Origin of the sequence: Xylella taiwanensis, assembly GCF_013177435.1 — a bacterium.
GTDB classification, from domain to species: Bacteria; Pseudomonadota; Gammaproteobacteria; order Xanthomonadales; family Xanthomonadaceae; genus Xylella; species Xylella taiwanensis.
Genome location: NZ_CP053627.1, coordinates 1,469,136 through 1,491,239, shown reverse-complemented (window position 1 = coordinate 1,491,239; position 22,104 = coordinate 1,469,136). Strand labels below are relative to the sequence as shown.

The window sequence follows — 22,104 nt, the reverse complement described above, 5'->3', positions numbered from 1 at the left end:
CCACATTGAATCTGCAACTCATTTTTGTGGGAATAGAAGAAGAGTACTGCGATTGCTTTGAAACGCTTTCCAAGAACTGTGGTTTTGATATGTTGGTGCAAGCGTTCAACCACCTCATAAAGGTATGATGGGGCATTGTAATCTTTGAATGGAATGGGAAGCAGACTTTGCTGGCTCGCCCTTTGTGGTGTACGCCTGTTTTGGTCTGCGTATTCCTTAGTGCAGATCGCTGATGCAGCACTGATGTTCTAAAGTTTAATACTGGATAGATTGCTGGCATAAAACGTGCTACTCCTCCTGATCTATCGTGTGTGGGTAATCAAATCCTCCAGTGACAGGCCAAGTTACTCATGTCGTTGTCACCACGGGCACTGCTTAGATTTTCTGTTTGGATATGATCACTTACTTCACAGCAAGTACAATTTCGGTTAGTTAATCCAAGTGGTAGCAATCCAGCATGTGTTTTTCATACATGTTTGGGAGATACAGAGATCAGTTTGTGTCGACTTCACAGCAGACTCATTGACACAATCTGGAAACACTGCGAATAAGGATGCTAGTAGTGCTGGATTGTCACGACGTAGTGCATGTGTGAATGCACAGTAGACTGCTTCTATCAAAGTGTCCTTGTGTGGAATAGTGGTTTTACTGGATTGAAAGGCCCATTGGCTATGTAATGCGCTTTAGTTGGAATCATACTATCTAACGTTCATTGTTCCTTGAAACTTACTACAGCATTGCTCATGCGAAGCAGCATGAGTGTTGGAAAATCATAGTTTGAGATTGAACACGGGTTTCTTATTTTTTCATGTGTATGATTCTTGAGTTGGAGTGCTAATGATCGTTGATGTATTTTCTATAGATTTAGCGCTTTGATGAACGCTAAATCTTTTTTCTAACTTGGAGAAATAATCGATGTCGTCTCCCGTGTATCGCATTTTGCTCTCTCTATTATTCTCATTCCTTGCATTACCAGCTTTAGCAGGTAATCCAAAGTGCTACAAAGGAAGCGCACCCTTGCCTTCTGCCGGTGAGGTGCGTGAAGTTGCTCAGCTGTTTGATCGTTGGAATGCGGCCTTGGCCACCGATAATCCACGCAATGTTGTTGAGTTGTACGCACCACATGCTGTGCTGTTGCCAACGATATCTAATCAGGTCCGTAGCTCTCATGCTGAGATTTATGATTATTTTAAGAAGTTCATGGAGCTTAAGCCAAAAGGAGAAGTTAACTACCGTAAAACGCATCTGATTGACGAGAACAATGCCGTGGATGCTGGCGTCTATACCTTCACTTTAACCAACAAGGATGGCAGCAAACGTAACCTCCAGGCACGCTACACCTTCGTTTACAGTAAGCGTGCCGGAGAGTGGAAAATCATTCATCACCACAGTTCCACAATGCCGGAGGGGGGATGCTTCTAAGTTCAGTCTCTGAGTACTGGCTAACGTTGAACTTGAAGTCTAAGCGGGTTTGAAAGCGTCCCTGGACATCGCCTCGCAGCATGAAACATATTCAATCGGAGGTTGTACCGTGATACTGAAAATCGGAACCTTCAAACAGGGTATACCACACATTGATGGATCCCAGGCAGGACGTACCGAACCACTGCCATTGCATAATCGCCATTACGTCAATGGCCATCCACTACGCGATGTTTTCTTGGGTTTGGCGCAGGTCCAATTTGGATTGGGTTGTTTTTGGGGTGCTGAGCGTATGTTCTGGCAATTGCCGGGAGTATTCAGCACAGCAGCTGGTTATGCTGGCGGTGTAGTCTCGTATCCGACTTACCGTGAAGTCTGTTCTGGGCAGACGGGTCATGCCGAGGTGGTCTTGGTGGTGTATGACCACACTGTTATTTCATTTGAACGTTTGTTGCAGGCATTTTGGGAATGCCATGATCCCACCCAAGGGATGCGCCAGGGCAATGACATTGGTACCCAGTACCGTTCTGTGATCTATTGCACTACGTCTGAGCAACACACTGCGGCATTAGCCAGTCGAGAGGTTTACCAGCAACAGTTAAGTGCGGCGGGTTACGACGCGATTACTACAGAGATACTCCATCCAGCACCGCCTTTCTACTATGCCGAGGATGAGCACCAGCAATATCTTGCAAAACATCCGAACGGCTATTGCGGCTTGGGAGGCACTGGAGTGAGTTGTCCGATTGCCGTGCAGGTCTGAGTGGCTGGACACCACTTGGAACAGTAGTGCGACGGTTAGTGTGTTGGAAGAGAGGACTGACGTCTTAGCCCGCTGACGCTCTGAATTTTTCTTTGATTGTGCTAGCTCTGGGGATAGGGTGTGTGGTGACAGCGGTGGTCTGCATCCAATCTTGCGAGTATATACGGAGAGATCGTTAGTCGATCGCAGCCAACCAGCGTTTCAATTGATTGAATAGTAGAGTAAAACGAGGCAGCCATTGAGTAGTCAGTGTTGCGCCGTGAGAAGAAATATTTGGATGTAGGCAGATCTTGTTTTGCGTCACTGCAGCTTGTGCGATAGCCACCGCGATTTATGCACCATGACCGCTAGCGTTGCGTCCTGCGTTCTTTGTTCACTGAGATGTCTATCGTATGGCCGAGCTGCTTTTATAACTCTGCCATTTGGAATGGGGGTCACAAGTATGGTCGGGGTGTTAATGTTTGCTAATCTCTTGGCTTTGATCTGCCCCGAGGCCAGAATTGATGACTTCGTTTGCTACTTCTCCTCATTCCGGCTTGCCACTGCACTGGAAAATGAGCATAGGTTTTCTTGGTGGCCTGCTGATTGGCTTGGCTGCGCATTATTTGGCTGGTGCTGATGCCATTTGGGTACAACGTGCCATCCATTATTTCACCACACCGTTTTCCAAGTTGTTCCTCAATCTGATCTTCATGCTGATTGTGCCCTTGCTGTTCTCGGCACTGGTGATTGGTGTAGCCGAAATGGGCGACATCCGCGCACTGGGCCGTATCGGTTGGCGCACGCTGAGTTATACCGTGGTGCTGTCATCCGTGGCTGTGTTACTGGGGCTGGTGCTTGTCAATGTGCTTAAGCCAGGGATCGGTGTCGATCCGGAGTTGGCGCAACAGTTGCTTACCGAGAATGCGGAGCGTAGCCGCGAGATCGTCGCCTCCACCGACACCCAGATCCATGGCATGGATATGTTGTTATCGATCGTACCGAACAACGTGGTCGCCGCAGCGTCCAGCAACGGTGCCATTTTGTCGCTGATGTTCTTCGCGGTTATGTTTGGCGTTGGTATGGTGCTGGCACCGCAGGACAAGGTGGAGACACTCAAACGTGGTATTGAGGGCGTGTTTGAGATTTCGATGACCTTGATTGGGTTAGTGATCCGTCTTGCACCGTATGCAGTGGCCTGCTTTATGTTCAATCTGACAGCACTATTCGGCTTCGAATTGTTGATGCGCTTAGCGGCTTATGTCGGTGTTGTGGTCCTGGCGTTGGCGCTGCATATGTTTGTCAGCTATGGTTTGGCAGTATGGTGGGCGGGGCGTTCACCGCTGCGTTTTTTCCGCGAGACTCAAGAAGCAACACTGATGGCGTTCTCTACCGCCTCCAGCAATGCCACTTTGCCAACCGCATTGCGCGTCGCTGATGAGATGGGTCTACCACAGCGGGTTTCGCGCTTCGTACTGACCGTTGGTGCGACTGCCAATCAGAACGGTACGGCGTTGTTCGAAGGTGTGACCGTGATCTTCCTGGCGCAATTTTTTGGTGTGGACCTCAGCCTGACTCAGCAAGCGATGGTCATGGCCGTCTGTATCCTGGGTGGCATCGGCACCGCTGGTGTGCCGTCCGGCTCGCTGCCGGTGGTGGCACTGATCTGTGCCATGGTTGGCGTTGATCCTATCGGGATTGGGCTGATCCTGGGAGTAAACCATTTCCTGGACATGTGCCGTACCGCATTGAATGTGACCGGCGATTTGGCGTTGACCACGTTGGTGTGCAAAGGCGAGCGTTAGTCTGATGCAAGTCAGTGTGCCTTGATCCGCGATCATGTCACTGTGGGACAATAGCGGGACATCGTGCGATTTTCACGATGTCCCTTTCTTTAGCACCGATGCCTCATGACCCAACCTACACGCCGTCAGTTGGCCAACGCCATCCGTTTCCTTGCCGCTGATGCGGTGCAGGCCGCTCATTCTGGACATCCCGGCATGCCGATGGGCATGGCTGATATTGCTGAAGTGCTGTGGAATGATTTCCTGCGCCATAACCCGAACAATCCGCACTGGTTTAACCGCGACCGCTTCGTCCTCTCTAACGGTCACGGTTCGATGCTGCAGTATGCGTTGCTGCATTTAAGCGGCTATGACCTGCCGTTAGATGAACTCAAGCGATTCCGTCAGCTGCATAGTAAGACGGCTGGTCATCCTGAGCGTAGCGAGACCCCAGGGGTTGAAACAACGACAGGCCCGCTTGGTCAGGGGTTTGCTAACGCCGTCGGTTTTGCCCTGGCCGAAAAACTTCTAGCGCAACGCTACAACCGTCCGGAACACCTCATTGTCGATCACCGTACTTGGGTGTTCATGGGCGACGGCTGCCTCATGGAAGGTATCTCACACGAGGTTGCAGCGCTGGCAGGTACCTGGAACTTAGGTAAGTTGATTTGTTTCTGGGATAACAACCAGATTTCTATTGATGGCAATACCGCGGGTTGGTTTACCGAAGACACTCCGGCGCGATTTGAGGCTTACGGTTGGCACGTGGTCCGCGATGTCGATGGCCATGATGCGGAGCAAATCGAGGCCGCCATTGCAGCCGCCCTTGCCGAAGAGAGCAGGCCCTCGTTGCTGTGCTGCCGCACGGTGATCGGATTCGGTTCGCCGAATAAAGCGGGTAAAGAAGCTTCGCACGGTGCACCACTGGGCAAGGAGGAACTGGAGGCCACCCGTAAGATGTTGGATTGGCCATACGGTCCGTTCGAGATTCCTTCCGAAATTTACGCTGGTTGGCGTGCTAACGGCGCTGGCATGCTACGTCAAGCAGAGTGGGAGCAAGCGTTCGACAGATATGCTCGGCAATATCCGAACGAAGCTATTGAATTGACCCGGCGTTCTCATGGTGAATTGCCTGATGATTTTCTCAGCCAATTCGATGCCTACATGACTCAGATTCAAGCTGAGGGGCCGTCCATTGCTTCCCGTAAGGCATCCCAGATGGCCATCGAAACATGTGCACCGCTGCTGCCTGAATTGATTGGAGGCTCGGCTGATTTGGCGCATTCTAATCTGACGTTGTGGAAAGGGAGTCAATCGGTTGTTGGCGACAACCCGAACGCCAACTATGCCTACTACGGCGTGCGTGAGTTTGGCATGAGCGCGATCGCGAATGGACTTGCGTTGCATGGTGGCTTCATCCCCTTTGACGCTACATTTCTCGTGTTTAGTGATTACGCACGCAACGCGGTGCGTATGAGTGCATTGATCCCAGCCCATGTGATTCACGTTTACACCCACGATTCAATCGGACTGGGTGAGGACGGTCCAACGCATCAGCCTGTCGAACACTTGGCCGCGTTGCGTTATATCCCAAACAATGACGTGTGGCGTCCCTGCGATGCGGTTGAGTCGGCAGTGGCATGGAAGGCCGCGATCACTCGCAAGAACGGCCCGAGCTGCTTGGTGTTCAGCCGTCAGACCTTACCGCACCAGCCCCGTCATGATGCGCAAGTGGCGCACATTGCACGCGGCGGCTATGTATTGGCCGATGCTGCAAACAGCGTCCCCGACATCATCTTGATCGGGACGGGTTCGGAAGTCAGCATCGCGGTCGCAGCGAAGCAGATGCTTGATGCCGCGGGATTGAAGACGCGGGTGGTGTCGATGCCCTCGACCAATGTGTTCAACCGCCAGGACGCCGCTTACCGTGAATCAGTACTACCGTCGCAAGTCCACAAACGTGTGGCCATAGAAGCCGGTGTGACTGGTTTTTGGTGGCAGTACGTAGGGTTGCATGGCGCCGTGATTGGCCTCGACACGTTTGGCGCCTCGGCCCCGGCCGATGTGTTGTACAAACATTTCAACATCACACCCGAACACGTGGTTGCAGTCGCAAAGGCGCTTTAAACGTGTCTGCCATCGTGCCAAGTTTCAGCTGAGACACAAGGCGACATCAACAGAGGATGTGCGGTAAGCGCTATCCCTTCCGCACGACCACCAAGTGCCGCGTTCCGGTGAGCTTGGGGACCTGCAAAGGGTGTACTGCTTCGACAGTCCAGCCAACCGGCAACCTGGCGATCTCCTCGTGAGGATAGACACCCTTCATCGCCAGCAAGGTCCCATCGGGCTTGAGGAGATGACCACCGACCGCGATGATGCCGTTTAACGTATCCAAGGCGCGTGCCGTGAGATGGTCATACATGATGGGTTCGTCCAATGCTTCAGCGCGCGCTTCAGACACGCGCGCATTGCTCAAACCGAGTTGATGCACTACCTCACGCAGAAAGCGTGCCTTTTTGCCGTTACTTTCTACCAATGTCACCTGTAGAGACGGGCGAGTGATGGCCAGCGGAATCCCAGGTAGCCCAGGTCCAGAGCCGAGGTCGGCAAGGCGAGCCGCGCTCACGTAACGCTGTATCGCCAGCGAATCGAGCAGGTGACGCGCCACCATTTCCCGTGGATCGCGGATTGCGGTCAGATTGTAGGTACGGTTCCAGCGTATGAGCAGTGCTAAATAAGCCAGCAGCGGCGCAGTGCAGGCCCGGTCCAGTGCCAGAACATCTAGACCGTATTCCAGATCGGCCGTCACTTCTGGAGAAACAGAGGGATCGTTCATCAGTGAATTGGCTTCGTTGCGGGACAAGCCCCGGTAAAAAATCGAGAGCCCTATATCGGGCACCCAGCAGCAGGCTATTAAGCAGGCGATTGATAACTGTTCCGAATCCTGTCACTCCCGTGTCCTGCAATGCTGCTTGCTTCTCGTGATGGCATGTTATCCCGCCCCTGGAACCTGCGATACGCTGCTCAGGCAGACATTGATATCCGTATCAGACATCGCTGCGTGGGGTTGCCGTGGCAAACGGATGCCAAGCTAACGCCGCGCGATAACCGGGTGCGGCTTGCCATTCGTATAACGTCCAAGCTGGGGCGGCGCCCAGCGCCGGGTCGCACTCGACCAAAATCAGATGTCCGTTATGTTCGGCTAAGTGCAAGCGGTGCAAGCCGAAGGCGATGCCAGCCCCGTGCGCTTTCAGGATGGCTTCTTTGGCACACCACAGGCGGAAGAACAACGCGTGCTGTGCTGGCACATCCAGCGTGTGTAGCACCGCTGTTTCGCTGGGATGGAAAAAACGCTGTGCCAGATCGAGCAACTGTGGCCGTGAGCGTTCACGCTCCAAGTCCACACCAAGACATCCTCCATGACCGAGGGCAAGCAGCAAATAGTCGCCGCTATGACTCCAACTGATATCCCAGCCTGACAGGGGAGAGGTAAACCGTGGGCGGCCGCGCGCATCCCGACGTAACGGCAGTGCATCTGGCGCCCACCCCAACACCTTACCGAAGACGAGACGCGCTTGCGGCTCACCGCGCTCACCACGTTGGTGCGCGTGAAGCCATACCTGCACTGCGCCCCATTGCCACGTGTGCTCACCCACGGTTCTTACCGGGCTTGCATGAAATCAAGGCGTGGTCGGTCACGCAGATCCCATTCGCCTTGCCACGCATGGAGCTGGGACCCAGATGCTGCGGGCGGTACGTCAACAATGGAGATAGGCCTCATTGCATTGATCATCAAGCGGCCTGGTGTGCTGGTCAGCAGCACCACCCGTTCACGATGTCTCCGGACATGTCTCCTCCGAGATAGTGCCGGCCTGACGCTGCCAGGTTGTCCGGCAGCGATATTGAACCGACCTATTGAACCAAGCATCGTGCTCAAGAGGCTGGCCGACATGGGGTGTTTTCCGGGAATGCAGGACACCGCATGGTTAAGACACCGCCGCAGTTAATTCAAGCCACGCCGGAGCGTGATCACTGGGCCGTTCCCAGGTTCTGGGGACCCGGTCGATCCCAGCGGCGGCGACCTGCGTCCGCAGGCCCTCGGAGATCAGCGTGAGGTCGATGCGTAATCCTAAATTGCGGCGGAAGCTGGCTTGCCTGTAGTCCCACCAACTAAACATCCCCGCCTCCTGAGTGTGCAGGCGCAAGCCATCATGCAGGCCCAGTGCCAACAACTGACTGAGTCCGGCGCGTTCCGCCGTTGAAGTAAGAATATGCTCATCGTTCCATACCGCCGCGTCGTATACGTCCCGTGCGTCAGGAGCAATGTTGAAGTCACCCAGCACCACCAGCCGCGGATGGTGCCGCAGCTCCTGTGCCAACCAGGCGTACACCGCGTCCAGCCAACGGAGTTTGTACGCGTACTTTTCGGTGCCAACGTCTTGGCCGTTGACCACATACAGATTGACGATGCGTATTCCATGCACTGTGGCGGCGATCACCCGTTGCTGCGCATCTTCAAACCCCGGGATCCCGATTTGCACGCTCTCCAGCGCCGTGCGCGCCAGAAGTGCAACACCGTTGTAAGTTTTTTGTCCGGCATACACACAGACATAGCCCAGTGCGGCTAGCGCTTCTTCTGGGAATTGATGGTCTTCCAATTTCGTTTCCTGGAGACCGAGCACATCCGGTGCGGCATCCACCAGCCACTGCTGCACATGAGGCAGGCGCACCTTGAGTGAATTCACGTTCCAACTTGCAATACGCATGGTCATATTAACTAATTGATTTTATTTAAAAGATATTCCACATTTCATGAGGTTTGCCTGTGTGCAGACCTCTCGACAGCAGTGCTTGGTGATCCTGCAATACCTACAGCTGAGAGGGAAACTTAACCTTTCTGGTGTCTGGTGTCTGGTGTCTGGTGTCTGGTGTCTGGTGTCTGGTGTCTGCCCGATGCCCGATGCCCGATGCTATGTGGATGGCCAATCGTCACGAGGGGTATTCGATCGTGCCAAACAACGTTTGGATAAACCACATGCAGCATAAGCGGGATACTTCAGTGCATGCGTGTTAGCACGACGAACAATCACTCAAGTCATTGCAGAAAAACGTCCCGCAACATGCTTGCCGCACCTGAGCCCACACCTGAAAAAATGCGTCCATGCGACAAGGTCGTTACACATGACCCCTCCCTTCAGCAAGGGATCAAAGGGCCATGTACTGAATGCACCGGACCGAGTGGCCGCACTTCCTAATGCACTACCAGGATGGCACGCACAGCACTAAGACCTTGATAGAAACGCAGAAAAACCCTTCCTTCCCGGCATGCCACCAAGCGATACCGCGCAATGTTTTTGCCGTGGTGTTGCTTGACATACGGGCACGGTGCAACGCATCGCACATCCACACCAGCATCCTCAATGCATGACGTCACCCATAGAGATGCTAGAAATACTGACAAATCAATCCCTTCATTCATCCAGCACGCTCCGCGCTAAAAGCGGTGGCCGTTCAATGAATCAGCCCGAGCGAAATATTCGTTAATTTTCACTTTTATTTCACATTGAAATCACATTTTATGCCATTTAATTCCGCGTGCCCGACTGGTACCAATGCGCCTCTGAGGCGCATCAGCTCACCAGACAGGCGGACCCGGGTAAAAACCCTTAATACGATGGAGTGATAACAACGCGTGATCTTAATGTTGAAGAGCTTTCGTTAGTGGCTGGTGCTAGGAGACTGATCTATAGAATAGAGCCGAAACCAGAGCCGGTACCAGATCCCATAAATCCCAACAGAGGTGTTATCCCATACGAAACTCTCGCGGAAATTTGTATAAGCCACGGTGGATCATTCTCAACAAGTACATTTTCAGGATCATTTTCCGGGAGTGCGATTGGTGGCAGGTTTGCTTCGGGTAATATAGGAGGCGAGTATATTAGTGTGACGTGTAAACTCCCGCATTCCAAAGAATAACATGGTGAAGTAACCTTAGCTTTTTGACCTGAGTGGTTTACCGCTCAGGTCATTTGAGGCAAGTATCCTGAGAAATATAAAATTGCGATGGTTGAACGGAGATGATATTTACTTCATGGAATATCGATAAGCTGCAAGGTGATTGATAATGCAATTAATGTAAGATTCACCATAGCCTCCGTAGCGAGCAGGCTGTTTTCCAAGTTTATTCAGAACGCTGATTCGAAAAACTTACGCCTCAAAACCTCCGTAACATGCTGTGATTGGATTTGGAATGGCAGGCTCGTAAACGATCGTTACGTTAAAAGTTTATTTCTGGACATATAGGAACATTGGATGAAGATAAATACTGGAATAAAAAAAATAGTCATCTTGATGCTGTCTGTTGTGATATTGTCATTCTTTGCGATGGCTGTATATGTTTTATATCCCAGGCTACCGCACTCCAGGCTATTGTATGCCTGGAAAAAAGTGGATGAATTCTATTACGACAGAACGTTTGGCGGCTTTGACTGGCCAGCCGTCCTGGCGACGTATAAAAAGGAGCTGCCGTGGTTCGATTGGGATGGGCAAAAGACCTCTCCCATCATTAACAACATGCTGTCAGTTCTTGAGGTGTCCCATTTGAAGCACTTGCCAGCTTTTATGGTTTCAGAAGACATAAAGAAGGGAGCCGTGTTGGCAAATTATTCCCCAGAATTGCGTGATATATCAGGGATGGCGCTAGCGCAGGATATGTTATTCCGGACTTCAAGAGTACTGTCTCTGGAGACCTGGTCCCCGCTGTATGCGCATGGGGTCCGTGTGGGCGACCGTATTTTTCTGGAAAGTATAGATACTGCCGATCAGGCGGCCCGGTTCCATTGTTATCACATCAATAAAGCAGGGGCAAAAAAAGAATTTGAGTTCACCCTCCCGGCGAAGCTTCTTGGCGCTCGGCGTACGGCGGTAAACACGGTCGATCATGAGCTGCGCTTAGAGCGCTTAGACCAGGCAGATCTCCAAGCGCTCAAAGCAGTGATCGAAGATAGGAATTCATCGGTGACACGGTTGCATTATATTCCTTTAGGAACCGTGATGACGCCGCCTCGCCTGTCAAATACCAAAGTCATTGATATTATTAAAGATTCAGAGGCGGATAAGGCGGGCGTTGAAATCGGTTCCATCATGGGGGCGGGTACCAACATTAAAGCAGGGCCTGAAAATATCGGCGGAAAAAAAGTAATAAAAACAAATTCAACATATAAAATGATCCTACCCGATGATAGGAAAGTCACTTTCTCCATTGATAAGGAAATTCCCCAATTGAGTCACTTTTGGGAACAGCGTTCAGCACAGCTGGTCGGTCGAACACTTGTCCTCACATTCAATGAGATGACCGATGAAAACACGCGCTGGGTATTGAAAGAAATACAAAAGACACCTGCAACAGCCATTGTGCTCGATTTGCGCTACAACACCGGAGGTTCAAGCATCGCCGTATTGCAGTTACTGGCTGGATTTTTGCCATCAGGGACCCGAATGGCAACAGAAGTAACTGCCAAAAAAACCAATGCAATAAACATCCCTTCCGGATATCCTCCCACTGACAAGCCACTGGCCGTCTTAATTGGTCTCGCCTCTGCAAGTGCTGCTGAAATAGCGGCAAGAACTCTGCAATTTTATCATCGTGCCCGTGTTTACGGTGCCCAATCGTCGGGGCAGGTGTTCGTATCCCATTTTTTCAGACTTACTGACGGTTCTTATATACAAATTCCGGATGCAAATTTACTTGATCCGGGAGGGAAGCCGCTTGAGGGGGATGGCGTCATCCCCGATGTAAAAAAATGGAAAACTTTAAGCGATGTCCGTGCTGATCGCGATCCAGTGCTGGAATGCGCGTTAACCGACCTTTCCGGGCGTCAATGCCAATCACACTGAGCCATCTGGAGCGCACGATTTTGTATCAGTGAATACGGTTATGTTCTTGTCGGAGTAAGGGGTTGCGATTCGGATGTTGTTCGAATAGCACTGTTTACAGATAGGCTTGAGATTATTTTATTCTTGTTGCGGTATTTTTTCTTTAAATTATAAAGATATTTTTGGGTTGCTTCATAGGAGTATCCGCTTAAGTTTGATGCGGTTAAATCTAAGGTAGAGAGTTACTCTGCATTTTGATTTTTTATTTTATTCTTGAAAATGCAGGATATAATTAAATCCCATAAATGATTAAGATGCATTTGAAAAATTGAGTGTGCTTGAAGTGGAGAGCAGTGTTACCGATGTGGTTTTATCACTTATGACAATCTAATAATAAAGTGAGTTGATCAATATTCGCTCTTTTAATATTCTTGATAATATTGAAAATAAAATAAAGAGAAAGGAAGCTGACAGCACGAGTGCCAGTTGATAGAGCATCAGTAAATCTGCGGTATGGTGGTATTTGAATTTCGTTATGAAAATGATGTGAGTTTTTCTTGCCTAGCAAGTTAAGTACTAGATCCGATGGCTGCTGGTCCAGCAATGCTTGCAGGGAAGGGATTGACGGTGTCAATGGTCGGGGCGTGGTGTTGGTTGCGATGGCTTGGCATAACGTCAACCGCGTGACAATCGGCAATCCACTGCAATAAATGCGGTTTTCTGATCTTTACCGATCCAAGTGCTGATAGTGGACGGCAATCTTGCAGTATGCCGGTTTGGTGAGGGGCAGTGAGGAGGAGCTGTAATGTCTTCCTATTCAAGGGCAGGGTAGGGAGGCAAGCGGTTTCAGTAGGGCGGACCGTGGTCTTTTCCCTGTGGTTATGAGGTGGAATTTTATGCAGGCAAGTATCAGGCTGAGGCGGGGTAGGTTGAATCCACTGCTGCAGGTGATTGATTGTCATCCTGCTCAGTGTGGCTGGGACGGCAACTGCCACACATTTGCGATTTAGATGAATGTTGACAATCCGCATGAGGTGTGAAATGTGTTAAGCATTACAGAACCAGGGCGTCAGAAAAAACGATGATGTGCTTGGTGATAAGGGTGTTCAGTACATCGCTTTGCTCGGTTTTCGATCTGGGCCGCGTCAGGTTAAAGCACTCGATGGTTGCATCACTGTGGTGTTCCCTGGAGTCAGTGTCACTGCGTTCCTGGGTTTTAATCCTCAATTTTTATTTGAGATCACTTCCATTGCCGGTGTTTCTTTCAGAGTTTCATGTCCGGAGATGTATTCAGGGGCCTTACAATGGCAACGTTTTTTAGTCAGCAACTAAGAGCCAGCCGGTGTCATTGATTAAACAAGAAGACTTTATCCAATCCGTCGCCGATGCATTGCAGTACATCAGCTACTACCATCCGGTCGATTACATCAAGAATCTTGCTTTGGCTTACGAGCGCGAGGAGTCGCCCGCTGCTAAAGATGCGATGGCACAGATCTTGATTAACTCACGCATGTGTGCAGAGGGTCGCCGCCCGATTTGCCAAGATACGGGCATCGTCACGGTGTTCCTTAAGATCGGCATGCATGTGCGTTGGGACGATGTCACGATGGATGTGGAAGACATGGTGAACGAGGGGGTCCGCCGTGCTTATCGTCATCCGGATAACACGCTGCGTGCGTCAGTGCTTGCCGATCCCGCCGGCAAGCGCCGGAACACGAGGGACAATACGCCAGCGGTGGTCAACGTCAAGGTCGTTTCTGGGGAACATGTTGAAGTGATTGTTGCTGCCAAGGGCGGCGGCTCGGAAGCTAAGAGCAAATTTACAATGCTGAATCCATCAGATTCCATTGTTGATTGGGTGCTCAACACGGTGCCGACTATGGGGGCTGGCTGGTGCCCGCCAGGGATGCTCGGTATCGGTATCGGCGGTACGGCTGAGAAAGCGATGCTGCTCGCCAAGGAGGCGTTGATGGAACCGATTAACATCCAGGATTTAATGCTGCGTGGCCCTTCCAACCGTGCCGAAGAATTACGCTTGGAGCTGTACGAGAAGGTCAATGCTTTGGGGATTGGTGCTCAGGGGTTGGGTGGTTTGACGACGGTACTGGATATCAAAGTCAAGGATTATCCGACACATGCCGCCAATTTGCCGGTAGCGATGATCCCCAATTGTGCGGCCACCCGCCATGCACATTTCACATTGGACGGCAGCGGTCCAGTTGCGCTGGAGCCGCCGTCATTGGAGGATTGGCCTAAGTTGAGCTATCTCCCGCAAAGCGCACGCCAGGTGAATCTGAATACTATTACCAGGGATGAGGTTGCTCAGTTCAAACCAGGTGAGGTGTTGCTGCTCAGCGGTAAGTTGCTGACGGGCCGCGATGCTGCGCACAAGCGCATCGTCGACATGCTCAACAAGGGGGAGACATTGCCGGTCGATTTCACGAATCGCTTTATCTATTACGTGGGTCCGGTTGATCCGGTGCGTGATGAAGTGGTCGGCCCTGCGGGTCCAACCACCGCCACGCGCATGGATAAGTTCACGCGTCAAATGCTGGAGCAGGCTGGGCTGCTCGGTATGGTGGGCAAGGCCGAGCGCGGCCCGGCAGCGATCGATGCAATCCGTGACAACAAAGCCGTGTATTTGATGGCGGTGGGTGGTTCGGCTTATCTGGTCTCCAAGGCGATCAAGGCCAGCAGGATGCTAGCTTTTGAAGACCTGGGCATGGAGGCAATTTATGAGTTTGAGGTCAAGGAGATGCCAGTGACAGTGGCGGTTGATGCCAGTGGCGAGTCTGTACACAAAACTGGGCCGCGTGAGTGGCGGGCCCGGATCGGCAGAATTCCGGTTGTTGTGGAGTAGGAACGGCTCAAGGCTGGGAGCAATGGAACAGTGAGGGATCGCCTCAGAAAACGGAAAATAAAGCACGCTGAACTGATTGCAGCGGCCGGAGTGGCCTGAACTTGCCGGCGCCGATCTTGGCGCTGCTGCGCCACAGGTCATCACGATTCAGATTGATGTGCTCCTAGCCAAGCGGCGACAGGTACTGCAACAGGGCATCATGGACGGTTTGGCTGCGGCTACGCAGGGCATGTCCAGGCCGTTTCAGATAGACCGTGTTCCATAACACGATGGCCGCCGTCACCAGGTTGAGGTTACTGGCCCAGTAGTGCTGCTGCTCGAAACTGCGGTCGCGGATTTCGCTAAGGTGGTGGAAGCACAAGGTACAGGCCAGCATGTTGCGAGCCTCCCCCGGCGTACACGCGGTGTCGAATTCGACGCGTTGCAGCCAGTCCAGGATGAACAGCGTGCGCTCGATGTGGCCCAGCTTGCACAGGGCGACGGCCAAACCGCTCTGGCGCGGAGAGTTGCTGAACTTGCTGAGCATCAGTGAGGCCGTCACCTTATCCTGCTTGATCGAGGTGGCCAGCCGCAGGATTTCGTCCCAATGGGCGCGGACGTGTTTGATGTTGAGCGTGCCACCGATTATCGGCTTGAGCGCGCCATAGGCGGCGTCGCCCTTGGGAATATAGAGCGTGGTGTCGCCCAGGTTGCGAATGTGCGGCGTGAAGTGGAAGCCCAGCAGGTGCATGAGCCCGAAGACGTGATTAGTGAAGTTCGCCGTGTTGGTGTAGTGCGCTTCGATCCGCAGATCGGATTCGTAATACAGCAGACCGTCGAGCACGTAGGTCCAGTCGCGCACCCCGATGTTCACGACCTTGGTGTGGAACGGCGAAGAGCTGCTGTTTCGGGTTGTTCTCAGCCTTGTTGTCAGTACGGAAGCTCTAGCCATCCGAGGATGAAACAGGTGCCGTCTTCCCTGTGCTCTGCGGAAGGATGCCGAAACTGTGTCTTGAGCAGCTCGGCCAGCACCACCGCGTAGGTTTCCTCGTGGATGTGCCAAGCCAGCTTGGTGTAGGTCGTGCTGAGAATCGCGTTGGCCACAATCGTGGTTAGCACTAGGTGCTTGTCTTTGCCAAGTCGCCCGATTTCAGGTGCGCGAGCAGCAATTCGGTAATCTTCATATGCGGCAGGATCATCGCGATCTGGTCGATCAGGGCCTGCGTGGTGTTGGGTATCGTAGATACACCGGTTGGCACGGATGATCGCCCAGGTTGGCCATCGGCGAGTCCTCGCCGGTGAAACTCAAGCCTTCCTTGAGGAAGGCGATGCGGACGCCGCGCTTGCTCAGCTCAGGTTACGCGCCACGCGATCCATGCTGTGCACCACCACCATGTCTCTATCGCGCACGAAAGACAGTAGCGTGTCGAGTTGTGGTCGATGGGTGTCCTTGACCGACGTCTTATCGGTAAAGACACGATCTCCCTGGACAGCATCCAAGTGCCGTTCTGGGTTCTGGTCAAAGCTGCTGATCCGAACATAACCAATGCATTGACCTGCCAAACGGCCTCCACAAAGTGTGAAGTGTCAGCGTGAAATTTATTACTCTTAGGGTGCGTGTCAATCGGTCACACCCCCTCTGGTGTGATATTAGGGGATATATCAAATTGACACTCCAATTGTTTCTTCACGCAGGAGAGGCCAATTATGAAAAGCATTACGGTCGTTATTGGTGCCGGATCTATCGGTCAGGCAATCGCACGGAGGGTTAGCACCGGCAAACATGTTTTACTGGCAGATCTGTGCCCAGAAAACGCCGGTGCCGCAGCGCAAGTGCTTGGTGAAGCCGGATTCGAGGTAAGTACAGCTACGGTGGATGTTGCTTCACGCGAGTCGGTTCATGCTCTTGTTCAAGTAGCGACAACGCTTGGCAACGTCACCTGCATGATTCACGCAGCTGGCGTTTCCCCGTCTCAAGCACCTCCAGCCGTTATCCTCAAGGTCGATCTGTATGGGACCGCTGTCGTTCTGGAAGAGTTCGGTCACGTGATTTCGTCAGGAGGTTCCGGGGTTGTCATCTCTTCCCAATCCGGACATCGCTTGCCAGCACTGACGGCCGAGCAGAACAATGCCCTGGCAATGACGCCAGCCGATGCATTGTTGTCACTTCCGATGCTCCAGTCTGACCAAGTGACAGATTCACTACATGCTTACCAGATATCCAAGCGTGGTAATGCGTTACGGGTCATGGCCGAAGCAGTGAAGTGGGGCAAACGCGGGGCGCGGATCAATACAATCAGTCCAGGCATTGTCATCACGCCGCTGGCTAAGGACGAACTGACAGGCCCTCGCGGTGAGGGCTATCGACGCATGATTGAGCTATCTCCAACCGGCCGCGCGGGAACACCGGATGAAATCGGAACGCTGGGGGCATTCCTCATGGGGCCAGATGGTGCGTTTATCACGGGTAGTGACTTCCTTATTGATGGTGGGGTTACCTCTTCCTATTGGTACGGTGAACTCGCCCCGAAATAAACGTTTGTGAAAGAGGCACGCTGTCCTTTCGTGCTTTATTTTCCGTTTTCTGAGGTGACTCCAATGAGCCCAAGTCAGGCTGTGCGTTCTCTTTGCCGTTGCATCGAGTTGGTGCAACGCAGGATCTAGTTTGTTTGTTTCGACATATCCATTCGTGTTGCAGATGTTTGCCAATAGCCAGCCATGCAATCGGCTGGATTGGCTAAAGATTCCTTGGCTTAAAAAACACAATATGAAGCGGTGATGACAGCATTGCGTCCGATGGCACGCTCATGCCAATCGTATCCATTGCTTGATTTAATGAAGTCGTTTTTGCCGCCATCACGGTGTGAGTTTCCTGGTCATCACATGGACCTCGGAGAGTTGTTCGTCCGGGATGGGCGACGGCGCATCGGTCATCAGGCATTGTGCGCTGGTCGTTTTCGGAAATGGAATGACGTCACGGATTGATTCGGTGCCGGCGATCAGTGCGGCAATGCGGTCGATACCGAAAGCAATCCCTCCGTGGGGCGGGGCGCCATAATTCAGTGCGTCGAGGAGAAAGCCAAATTTGGAACGTGCTTCATCTTCCGCAATACCGAGCAGTTCAAAGACGGCACGCTGCATGTCTGGGCGGTGAATACGGATCGAACCGCCACCGATTTCGTTGCCATTGAGCACCATGTCATAGCCACGGGACACAGCAGTTCTAGCGTGTGCACGTAATTCAGCAATATCTTCAATGGCTGCTGGTGCAGTGAATGGATGATGCAAGGCAATGTAGCGCTGCGCCTCCTCATCCCACTCGAACATCGGAAAGTCGGTGACCCACAGTGGGCGCCAGCCTGCGGTGATCAGCGCAAAATCTTTGGCGGCTTTCAGGCGTAATGCGCCCATGAAGTCGGAAACTTTGCTGTAGCTTCCAGCACCGAAAAACACGATGTCGCCTTTATCCGCACCGACATGGGACAGCAACGCAGCGAAGGCATTTTCGGAGAAAAATTTGGCTATTGGCGAGGTGATTTCGCCTGTGGGGGCGAGCTTGGCGTAAGCAAGCCCTTTGGCACCATACTTGGATGTGTGGGCAGCGTATTCATCGATCTGCTTGCGTGACAGTATTGCCCCCCCGGGGATACGCAATGCGGCAACGCGGCCGTTTGGATCTGCAGCGGCATCAGTAAATGCGGTGAATGTGCTGTTAGCGACCAGTTCGGCAACATCAACCAGTTCCAGATCAATGCGCAGATCTGGTTTGTCCGAGCCAAAACGGCGCATTGCTTCAGCCCATGCCATGCGGGGAAACGGTGTATCGAGCTCGATCCCGGCCACCTCTTTGAATACCGTCCGGATCATCTCCTCAACGAAGTCCTGTACGTCACGTTCGCGTACAAAGGCAAACTCCATGTCAAGTTGAGTAAATTCAAGCTGGCGATCCGCACGCAACGCTTCGTCACGGAAACAGCGTGCGATTTGATAGTAGCGATCAAAACCGGCCACCATCAGTATTTGTTTGAATAGCTGCGGCGATTGCGGTAACGCGTAGAATTCGCCGGGATGCATTCTCGCCGGAACAAGAAAGTCACGGGCGCCTTCAGGTGTGGCTTTCGTCAGGATTGGGGTTTCGATGTCTTGGAATCCGTGCATGTCCAGATGGCGGCGCAGTGCTTGTACCAGCTTGATGCGCGTGCGTTGCATACGCTGCATTTCTGGACGGCGCAGATCCAGGTAGCGGTATTTGAGACGGATATCCTCGCCTGGATTCTCGTGAGCATGAAACGGTAGCGGTGCAGCCTTATTGAGCACCGTAATCTTTGTGGCAATCACTTCGACCTTGCCGCTCTTGATCTTGGTGTTGACCGCATGACGTGTGCGTACGACGCCTTCGACCTGCAGTACATCTTCGTAGCTCAAGCTGGTAGCGATCTTAAATAGTTCTGGGCTGTTCTCATCGATTGCATGCGGATCCACAGTCACCTGCACGATTCCTTCGTGGTCGCGCAAATCGATAAAGCAGACTCCCCCGAGGTTGCGAGCCACATCGGTCCAGCCGGCAAGGGTCACGGTGTGCCCGATCAATGTTTCATCAATCAGGCCGCAGAAATGGGTACGCATCAAGAACTCCCCAAGGAACGACCGACTCAGAATGAAGTCGGATAGTTTCACATTCTGCGGCTCGCGCTCAACGTCGGCAAATCCTGGCTGATGTCTGGAGTGCAAAACATGCATGCCTTTGAAATATAGGCTTAAGGATCAACAAAGAGGTTGAGGAATGGCATCACCATGTATCTAATGCCGTCTTGGGGACGCTATGAATATTAAAAATTACTTAATAGAGGGTGCGTATAACACCATAGGGTGTCCTTCGAACAAATCACTTGAAGCTCCTTGACTTTCAGTCTGTTTCAATGTAGTACCGCCATGATTAAACAATTCGCCTTTTCAGTACACCCTTGGTGCCAAGATCACTTGGCGTGTTTGGGTTACGTCTTGGAAGAGTGCACGCGATGTTTCAGTGCACATCAGTTTTGGCATCACGTCATTTTCCATCTGGCACTGTTCCCGGTGTGAGTTTGCTGTACTCATTCTTTTGTAGTTAACCGTAGATGAGGTGCTAGATGAGGTTGATGCGTGGTTGATATCTTTCATTGCGACGAACATTCGCATCTGAGTGAGTGAACCTTAAAAATGAAGCTGATACAGCAAATACAAGCGACTCAACATTACATGTGGGATGGCGACGGGCGTCTTGGAGAAGTGAGCTAACATAGACCGCTGCCACCTGTCAGACTCAGTCAGTCATTCTTGAGGTCTGGCGTTCTTGCCATAGTTAAATAACGTCAATGAGTTGAAACAGCGTAAGTGACATTCGTTCTGATATCCCCAAAAGTTTGAGATTTCTAACATCTAACTGCTGTTAGATATTTCATATTCTCCTGATTTTTCGAACTCTGACTCTAAGTCTCCATATGAAGAAAGCTGTTGTCTTGTTGTCCGGAGGTATGGACTCTGCTGTTGTCACCGCTATCGCCCAATCGCAGGGATTTACGGTGCATGCTTTAAGTGTACGTTACGGTCAGCGCCATACTTCCGAGCTGGACGCAGCCTCACGCGTAGCCAAGGCACGGGACGTGGCTGCACACAAAGTCGTGGACGTGGATCTGCGCAGCATCGGTGGTTCGGCATTGACTGACGACATCGAAATACCAGACGCGGGTAGCGAGGGCATTCCGGTCACCTATGTGCCAGCGCGTAACACCATCATGCTTTCACTCGCGTTGAGTTGGGCCGAAGTCATCGGTGCCGCCGATCTGTTCTGTGGGGTTAACGCAGTTGATTATTCAGGTTATCCCGATTGCCGCCCGCAGTTCATCACGGCCTTTGAAACGCTGGCTAATCTGGCAACCAAAGCCGGCGTCGAGGGTACTAAGTTGCAGGTACATGCCCCATTACAGTTTCTCAGTAAGGCAAACATCGTTCACGAAGGCTTGCGACAGGGAGTGGATTTTGCATTGACCGTGTCTTGTTATCGTGCCGATGTTGGCGGGCGCGCTTGCGGCCGCTGCGACGCTTGTAAGCTGCGTGCGGCCGGATTCGCTGATGCTGGTGTCTCCGATCCTACGCGCTATGTGCAGTAAAATCGCCCAGGTCATTACTCTTACGGTAGACTATGCAGCCGCACTGTCATGTGTGTGGGGGATTGTGATTTTGGGCCGTTAGCTCAGTCGGCAGAGCATCGGACTTTTAATCCGCTGGTCGCTGGTTCGATTCCAGCACGGCCCACCAAAATCTCTTCCCGCATTGCCTCGTTCGCAGAAGCCGCCATTGCTACGTTTGTGGCTGCGCTGAGCCGTTCTACTATCGATTGCCATATCCGGCGTTGTGTTGGTGTGTCTGCTTCTTCTTCACGTACTTTTGCAAACGTGCTCGCGTCTGCATTGGCTATTTCGATCAGCAATGCAAGATATTCATCTTTGATTTTTCCTCCCTGCCTCCATACGTGTAGCGATTGCGCTGAAACTCCTATTTTTTTCGCTAATGCTCTATCGCTGTTTTGAGAGCATGTTTCTTTAGCTTTGTCAATAAGTTTATTTGTCGTAATCATATTAGTTTGTGGTTGACAATCTATCAGTTATCAGTTTACATATGTCTTGTGTCAGTTTGTAACTGATAAATCACCTTCTCATTCGACCTACCTTGGAGGTGAGGTGTTCTAACCAGAGGGTAGGTCAGGGTAGGAGCTGATGCGTGTTGATCTTTAGAGACGGTAAGCCGTGTAAGGGCATGTCATACCATCCTAGTGTGATTACGTATCGCATGTTTTTACGTGATCACATTTCATCTTTGACCCTTGTTTTAGATCGTCTTGATGAGATTGTTTTGAAGGCTGATTGCGCGTTAGATGATTTGGCAGGATTGGATGGTACGCGTTCGGTTCGTTTAGCTGATGAATTTTTAACAACTGTTTTTTCTGCTTATGTAGCTTGCAGGGCATTAATTGAGCATTGACATGCTCTTGATAATACGAGTGTTTGATATATGCGCATCACCGATACAGAGCGAGGTGCTCGTATGGCGTTAGAGGTTGCAGATATTCGTGCATTGCAATTTGATTTATTTGAGGTGATTCCAGATCAGTTGGAGTTTTGGTCCGATATACGTGTTGCGGCATTGGATCAGTTGGATGAATGCGCTTTATTGAGGCAAGTATTGTGTTTATAGCTACTTTTCAAGCGAGTGTTGTTTATGGATGACTTCACGTTCAGATTAATTACTTTTTTTCTCATTCATTTTATTCTCTTTCTTGATCATTTTGGGTGGCTTGTTATTTTGATTTCTTTTGTTTTTCTATATAGGGCGCTTACTCGTACAGATTTTTAATGATACATACTGCGGCATTAGATCAGTTGTATAAGTGTGCTTTATTGCGG

Annotated in this window: 16 protein-coding genes, 1 tRNA gene and 2 pseudogenes; 12 read left to right on the top strand and 7 right to left on the bottom strand. The window is 51.6% G+C overall.

Translation table 11 applies throughout. From position 1 onward, the window contains the following. Positions 1–927: 927 nt before the first annotated feature. The 4 genes from PLS229_RS06540 to tkt all read left to right on the top strand — a co-directional run bounded on the left by PLS229_RS06540 (position 928) and on the right by tkt (position 6,075). A complete protein-coding gene (locus tag PLS229_RS06540; protein ID WP_038271655.1) occupies positions 928–1,422 on the top strand; it encodes an SgcJ/EcaC family oxidoreductase in 495 nt (164 codons plus the stop codon). A 112-nt stretch (positions 1,423–1,534) separates the two neighbouring features. Further along, entirely contained in the window at positions 1,535–2,185 is a 651-nt protein-coding gene (gene msrA, locus PLS229_RS06535; protein ID WP_038271658.1) for a peptide-methionine (S)-S-oxide reductase MsrA, read from the top strand. Positions 2,186–2,688: 503 nt separating this feature from the next. Beyond that, positions 2,689–3,969 carry a dicarboxylate/amino acid:cation symporter gene (locus PLS229_RS06530; protein WP_081755459.1) on the top strand — a complete coding sequence of 427 codons (1,281 nt, stop codon included), beginning with the start codon at positions 2,689–2,691 and terminating at the stop codon, positions 3,967–3,969. 105 nt (positions 3,970–4,074) lie between these two features. Beyond that, complete coding sequence (gene tkt, locus PLS229_RS06525) at positions 4,075–6,075, top strand: transketolase (RefSeq protein WP_038271614.1); 2,001 nt, start codon at positions 4,075–4,077, stop codon at positions 6,073–6,075. A 70-nt stretch (positions 6,076–6,145) separates the two neighbouring features. Here the strand turns inward: tkt and rsmG are convergent, their stop codons facing one another. The 3 genes from rsmG to xth form a co-directional block, all read right to left on the bottom strand. Beyond that, complete coding sequence (gene rsmG / locus PLS229_RS06520; RefSeq protein WP_038271616.1) at positions 6,146–6,784, bottom strand: 16S rRNA (guanine(527)-N(7))-methyltransferase RsmG; 639 nt, start codon at positions 6,782–6,784, stop codon at positions 6,146–6,148. A 211-nt stretch (positions 6,785–6,995) separates the two neighbouring features. Then, entirely contained in the window at positions 6,996–7,604 is a 609-nt protein-coding gene (locus PLS229_RS06515; RefSeq protein ID WP_038271618.1) for a 4'-phosphopantetheinyl transferase family protein, read from the bottom strand. A gap of 330 nt (positions 7,605–7,934) precedes the next feature. Then, on the bottom strand, positions 7,935–8,714 hold the full coding sequence (xth, locus tag PLS229_RS06510; protein ID WP_038271660.1) for an exodeoxyribonuclease III: 780 nt from the start codon (positions 8,712–8,714) through the stop codon (positions 7,935–7,937). A gap of 1,546 nt (positions 8,715–10,260) precedes the next feature. On the opposite strand from xth, the gene PLS229_RS06505 reads away from it, so the two are divergent. From PLS229_RS06505 to PLS229_RS06495, 3 genes are all read left to right on the top strand, one after another. Beyond that, positions 10,261–11,844, top strand: coding sequence for a S41 family peptidase (locus PLS229_RS06505; protein ID WP_038271621.1), 1,584 nt, complete (start codon positions 10,261–10,263; stop codon positions 11,842–11,844). A gap of 1,065 nt (positions 11,845–12,909) precedes the next feature. Then, positions 12,910–13,155, top strand: coding sequence for a hypothetical protein (locus PLS229_RS06500; RefSeq protein WP_038271623.1), 246 nt, complete (start codon positions 12,910–12,912; stop codon positions 13,153–13,155). A 10-nt stretch (positions 13,156–13,165) separates the two neighbouring features. Continuing rightward, the gene (locus PLS229_RS06495) at positions 13,166–14,683 is read left to right on the top strand and encodes a fumarate hydratase (RefSeq protein ID WP_038271625.1); all 1,518 of its coding nucleotides are present in this window, start codon (positions 13,166–13,168) and stop codon (positions 14,681–14,683) included. Positions 14,684–14,726: 43 nt separating this feature from the next. Here PLS229_RS06495 and PLS229_RS06490 read toward each other — a convergent pair. Together PLS229_RS06490 and PLS229_RS06485 are read right to left on the bottom strand one after the other, a co-directional pair. After that, a pseudogene (locus PLS229_RS06490) lies at positions 14,727–15,906 on the bottom strand (Tn3 family transposase); the annotation flags it as partial. Between the two features lie 103 nt (positions 15,907–16,009). Further along, complete coding sequence (locus PLS229_RS06485; RefSeq protein WP_051482349.1) at positions 16,010–16,225, bottom strand: recombinase family protein; 216 nt, start codon at positions 16,223–16,225, stop codon at positions 16,010–16,012. A 144-nt stretch (positions 16,226–16,369) separates the two neighbouring features. Here PLS229_RS06485 and PLS229_RS06480 point away from each other — a divergent pair, with 144 nt between their 5' ends. Continuing rightward, positions 16,370–17,197, top strand: a complete 828-nt coding sequence (locus tag PLS229_RS06480; RefSeq protein ID WP_038271629.1) for an SDR family oxidoreductase — start codon at positions 16,370–16,372, stop codon at positions 17,195–17,197. Positions 17,198–17,518: 321 nt separating this feature from the next. Here PLS229_RS06480 and aspS read toward each other — a convergent pair whose 3' ends face one another. Continuing rightward, positions 17,519–19,288 (bottom strand): aspartate--tRNA ligase, encoded by a 1,770-nt coding sequence (gene aspS, locus PLS229_RS06475; RefSeq protein ID WP_038271663.1) that lies wholly within the window; start codon positions 19,286–19,288, stop codon positions 17,519–17,521. 854 nt (positions 19,289–20,142) lie between these two features. On the opposite strand from aspS, the gene queC reads away from it, so the two are divergent. Continuing rightward, positions 20,143–20,811, top strand: a complete 669-nt coding sequence (gene queC, locus PLS229_RS06470) for a 7-cyano-7-deazaguanine synthase QueC (protein WP_038271631.1) — start codon at positions 20,143–20,145, stop codon at positions 20,809–20,811. Between the two features lie 72 nt (positions 20,812–20,883). After that, positions 20,884–20,959, top strand: a tRNA-Lys gene (locus PLS229_RS06465). A gap of 4 nt (positions 20,960–20,963) precedes the next feature. Here the strand turns inward: PLS229_RS06465 and PLS229_RS12730 are convergent. Continuing rightward, positions 20,964–21,278, bottom strand: a pseudogene (locus tag PLS229_RS12730) (DUF3693 domain-containing protein); the annotation flags it as partial. Between the two features lie 179 nt (positions 21,279–21,457). Here PLS229_RS12730 and PLS229_RS06455 point away from each other — a divergent pair. Together PLS229_RS06455 and PLS229_RS06450 are read left to right on the top strand one after the other, a co-directional pair. Next, on the top strand, positions 21,458–21,682 hold the full coding sequence (locus tag PLS229_RS06455; RefSeq protein WP_160199341.1) for a hypothetical protein: 225 nt from the start codon (positions 21,458–21,460) through the stop codon (positions 21,680–21,682). 30 nt (positions 21,683–21,712) lie between these two features. Next, positions 21,713–21,895 (top strand): hypothetical protein, encoded by a 183-nt coding sequence (locus tag PLS229_RS06450; RefSeq protein WP_114867130.1) that lies wholly within the window; start codon positions 21,713–21,715, stop codon positions 21,893–21,895. Positions 21,896–22,104: the final 209 nt, after the last annotated feature.

What these genes read in the sequence shown, in the direction of transcription:
- PLS229_RS06505 (WP_038271621.1), top strand. Translation starts at nt 10,261, where the DNA reads ATGAAGATAAATACTGGAATAAAAAAAATAGTCATCTTGATGCTGTCT.
- aspS (WP_038271663.1), bottom strand. Translation starts at nt 19,288, where the DNA reads ATGCGTACCCATTTCTGCGGCCTGATTGATGAAACATTGATCGGGCAC.
- tkt (WP_038271614.1), top strand. Translation starts at nt 4,075, where the DNA reads ATGACCCAACCTACACGCCGTCAGTTGGCCAACGCCATCCGTTTCCTT.
- queC (WP_038271631.1), top strand. Translation starts at nt 20,143, where the DNA reads ATGAAGAAAGCTGTTGTCTTGTTGTCCGGAGGTATGGACTCTGCTGTT.
- PLS229_RS06480 (WP_038271629.1), top strand. Translation starts at nt 16,370, where the DNA reads ATGAAAAGCATTACGGTCGTTATTGGTGCCGGATCTATCGGTCAGGCA.
- PLS229_RS06455 (WP_160199341.1), top strand. Translation starts at nt 21,458, where the DNA reads ATGTCATACCATCCTAGTGTGATTACGTATCGCATGTTTTTACGTGAT.
- PLS229_RS06530 (WP_081755459.1), top strand. Translation starts at nt 2,689, where the DNA reads ATGACTTCGTTTGCTACTTCTCCTCATTCCGGCTTGCCACTGCACTGG.
- xth (WP_038271660.1), bottom strand. Translation starts at nt 8,714, where the DNA reads ATGCGTATTGCAAGTTGGAACGTGAATTCACTCAAGGTGCGCCTGCCT.
- rsmG (WP_038271616.1), bottom strand. Translation starts at nt 6,784, where the DNA reads ATGAACGATCCCTCTGTTTCTCCAGAAGTGACGGCCGATCTGGAATAC.
- PLS229_RS06450 (WP_114867130.1), top strand. Translation starts at nt 21,713, where the DNA reads ATGCGCATCACCGATACAGAGCGAGGTGCTCGTATGGCGTTAGAGGTT.